Source organism: Pseudoxanthobacter sp. (genome assembly GCF_036822375.1).
GTDB lineage: Bacteria > Pseudomonadota > Alphaproteobacteria > Rhizobiales > Segnochrobactraceae > Pseudoxanthobacter.
In genome coordinates this window covers 1-3,263 of record NZ_DAISHT010000299.1, presented here as the reverse complement: position 1 = coordinate 3,263, position 3,263 = coordinate 1, and the positions used below count along the sequence as shown (strand labels likewise).

At 66.9% G+C, this 3,263-nt stretch carries 3 protein-coding genes and 2 tRNA genes; 2 read left to right on the top strand and 3 right to left on the bottom strand.

Annotated elements, in window-relative coordinates; genetic code table 11:
• Both groEL and groES read right to left on the bottom strand, forming a co-directional pair.
• The coding region (gene groEL, locus V7067_RS16785) for a chaperonin GroEL (RefSeq protein ID WP_334177037.1) at positions 1 to 844 on the bottom strand (844 nt) is incomplete at its 3' end.
• A gap of 170 nt (positions 845 to 1,014) precedes the next feature.
• Complete coding sequence (gene groES, locus V7067_RS16780; RefSeq protein ID WP_334177036.1) at positions 1,015 to 1,329, bottom strand: co-chaperone GroES; 315 nt, start codon at positions 1,327 to 1,329, stop codon at positions 1,015 to 1,017.
• Between the two features lie 300 nt (positions 1,330 to 1,629).
• On the opposite strand from groES, the gene V7067_RS16775 reads away from it, so the two are divergent.
• Positions 1,630 to 1,705 (top strand) — tRNA-Lys (locus V7067_RS16775).
• A 324-nt stretch (positions 1,706 to 2,029) separates the two neighbouring features.
• Here the strand turns inward: V7067_RS16775 and V7067_RS16770 are convergent.
• Positions 2,030 to 2,803, bottom strand: coding sequence for a SapC family protein (locus V7067_RS16770; RefSeq protein ID WP_334177035.1), 774 nt, complete (start codon positions 2,801 to 2,803; stop codon positions 2,030 to 2,032).
• Between the two features lie 344 nt (positions 2,804 to 3,147).
• On the opposite strand from V7067_RS16770, the gene V7067_RS16765 reads away from it, so the two are divergent.
• A tRNA-Lys gene (locus V7067_RS16765) sits at positions 3,148 to 3,223 on the top strand.
• Positions 3,224 to 3,263 lie beyond the last annotated feature (40 nt).

Below are 3,263 nucleotides of genomic sequence, written 5' to 3'. Positions count from 1 at the left end.
CGAAGCCCGGCGCCTTGACGGCGGCGATCTTCAGGCCGCCACGCAGCTTGTTGACCACGAGAGTGGCCAGCGCCTCGCCTTCCACGTCCTCGGCGATGATGACGAGCGGCTTGCCCGACTGCACCACCGCTTCCAGCACCGGCAGCAGCGCCTGCAGCGAGGAGAGCTTCTTCTCGTGGATGAGGATGAAGGGGTCTTCCAGATCGACGCGCATCTTCTCGGCGTCGGTCACGAAATAGGGCGAGAGGTAGCCGCGGTCGAACTGCATGCCCTCGACGACCTCAAGCTCGGTCTCGAGCGACTTGGCTTCCTCGACGGTGATGACACCCTCGTTGCCGACCTTCTTCACGGCCTCGGCCAGATAGCGACCCACTTCCTCGTCGCCGTTGGCGGAGATGGTGCCGACCTGCTCGATTTCCTCGTTGGTGGTCACCTTGCGGGCCTTGGACTTCAGGTCCGCGACCAGCGCCTCGACCGCGAGATCGACACCGCGCTTCAGGTCCATCGGGTTCATGCCGGCGGCAACGGCCTTGGCGCCTTCGCGCACGATGGCCTGCGCCAGCACGGTGGCGGTGGTGGTGCCGTCGCCGGCCAGATCGTTGGTCTTGGAGGCGACTTCGCGAACGAGCTGGGCGCCGAGGTTCTCGAACTTGTCCTCAAGCTCGATTTCCTTGGCGACCGACACGCCGTCCTTGGTGATGCGCGGGGCGCCGAACGACTTTTCGATGACGACGTTGCGGCCCTTCGGACCCAGCGTCACCTTCACGGCGTTGGCGAGCACATCCACGCCGCGCAGCATCTTGTCGCGGGCGTCGACCGAAAACTTGACTTCCTTGGCAGCCATGGAACTTCAGCTCCGAATTTGTTGGGCACCCGCCCGCAACCGAAACCCGCTCTCGAAAGACGGGCCGCGCGGGGGCGCCGGATGATTGCTAATGACGCGGCGGGCTTTCCCGCCCTGCCGCAGCCGGCCGCAGAGGCCGGCGACTGTCGCAGCGTTCTGCCGCCGGCCGGTCAGGCCGCAGCTTTCACCGCGCCGGCCGCCTCGATCACGCCCAGAACATCGCTCTCCTTCATGATGAGGAGATCCTGGCCGTCGATCTTCACCTCGGTGCCGGACCACTTGCCGAACAGCACGCGATCGCCGGGCTTCACATCCAGAGCGACGAGTTCGCCCTTCTCGTTACGAACGCCGGAACCGACAGCCACGACCTCGCCCTCCTGGGGCTTTTCCTTCGCGGTGTCGGGGATGATGATGCCGCCCTTGGTCTTCTCTTCCGCATTGATGCGGCGGACAGCGATACGATCATGCAGTGGCCGGAACGTCATGGTCATTCTCCAGACTGGCTCGGATGACGAATTCCTCCGTCCGGACGGCCCCATCAAGGCGTGCCATCCGGCGCGCTCCGGATTTGGGGCAGGTCAGGAATGCGTTCAAGGGGGGACAGAAAAAAAACTGGCACTCCGGATCGGGGAGTGCCAGCAACGCCGGCGGGCCGGACCGCAGGGCCGGGGCGTCATCGCCGCGTCATCCACAGGACGGCATAAATTTCCGTTTCTGCCCTGTTGCATCGCGGCGCCGATGCCCGTATACACCCGCCATCGACGGCGCCGACGCGCCGGCCGGTCGGGTGTATAGCTCAGTTGGTAGAGCAGCTGACTCTTAATCAGCGGGTCCAAGGTTCGAGCCCTTGTACACCCACCACCTCTTTTCCAGACGCAGAATTGCGGCGGAACTCAGTGTTCCGGTCTGACTGGCGAGGCTCCGGCAGCCCCGGCGGATTGTCGCTTCGCGCTCGCCGCATCCCCGCATCCCCGCATGCCTCCGCCCCCCTTCTCCGCACGACGTAATCTGAACGCAACGGCCGGATTCGCCGGGTCGCATCGGACCCGGCCCGGTCTTGAAGACCCGGCCCGGTCCTGCGGCGGGCCGTTGCGGCCTCGCCGGCTACCGCCCCGCGCCGCAAGGCGGCAAAGTGGCAAAGCCGGCCGCCGTCGGCCGGCCTTGCCGTTTTCTTTCCGGCAGCACTCAGTTGGGGCGGCGCTGCGAAACGGCCAGATCGACCAGCGGCTGCCAGCCGACCTGCGAGCTGAGGTGCAGCGTGATCAGCGCCAGCAGGCCGCGCTTGTGCCAGTCCACCACGACATCGTCCGGCAGCGCCCGCAGCGCGTTCTCGTCGACCACGCGGAAGCCATCCACCCGGTGCGGCGTGCCGTCCGGGAAGCGCAGGTCCGCGCTGCGGTCCACCAGCAGGCCGCGGGCGTTGAGATCGGCCACGAAAGCCTGCGTCTGCGCATACTCGCGGGCGAAGGTCTCGCAGAAGTTCAGAATGCCGCGGGCAAGCTCGGTCGGTCCGCCGGCGCTGTCGAACAGCGGCACGATGCCCTCGCCCGGCCGGCTGCTGATGCGCGGACTGGACGTGTCGGCGCCCAGCAACTGCCGGCCCTCCGGCCCGTTGACGGTGATGAAGGGATAGCGGCGCACATAGGCCGGCACATAGGTGCCGGGGCGCCAGTGGCCGTTCTTATCGACAAACAGGTTCTTGCCGGCCTCAAGGCCCAGCACCGCCAGCGGCATCGCGGTTGCGTCGGCGGCGAAGATGACGGGGAAATGCCGGGCGGCGATGGCAAGTTCGCCCAGCGTGACCGGCACGGCAATGGCGCCGCGGGCATAGCCGAAGTTCAGGGCATCGGCCGCGGTGTTGCGCACACCGAATCCGCCGTGCTCGGAGAAGTTCAGCATCTCGATGCGGTTGTAGAACAGCGGCAGCGCCGGGGCATGAGAGGCTTTGGAACTGGACATCGGGGTCGCGCACTCCTGAAATGTTGCTCCGCCGGCCGGCCCTGCGGGGGCCGCGTCACGGCGGAAACGCGTCGGCTCCTTGTTGCCCCAGCCCTTGCGCGAATACCACCGTCTTGTCGCAATCGTTGCGCGGCGCGGCACCGGTCGTCAGCCAGACCCGGCCCTGCGCTGCCGGCCGGCCACGCCGGCCGCCTGCAGTTCGGTCCTGCCAGACCGGTCCTGCCCGATCCGTCATGCCCGATCCGTCATGCACAGAAAAAGCACGCCGCCCTGTTGCGCCGGCCGGCGGCGATGAGTATAGCAGCCGTCATCCGCGGCGCTGCCCAGCGCAGCACGCCGCCGGCGGGTGTATAGCTCAGTTGGTAGAGCAGCTGACTCTTAATCAGCGGGTCCAAGGTTCGAGCCCTTGTACACCCACCACTCTCCTCCCCTGTCCGGCACTTTAACCTCCCTGCGACCG

Excerpts from the sequence above, each read along its gene's own strand:
- groES (WP_334177036.1), bottom strand. The coding sequence starts at position 1,329 with ATGACGTTCCGGCCACTGCATGATCGTATCGCTGTCCGCCGCATCAAT.
- V7067_RS16770 (WP_334177035.1), bottom strand. The coding sequence starts at position 2,803 with ATGTCCAGTTCCAAAGCCTCTCATGCCCCGGCGCTGCCGCTGTTCTAC.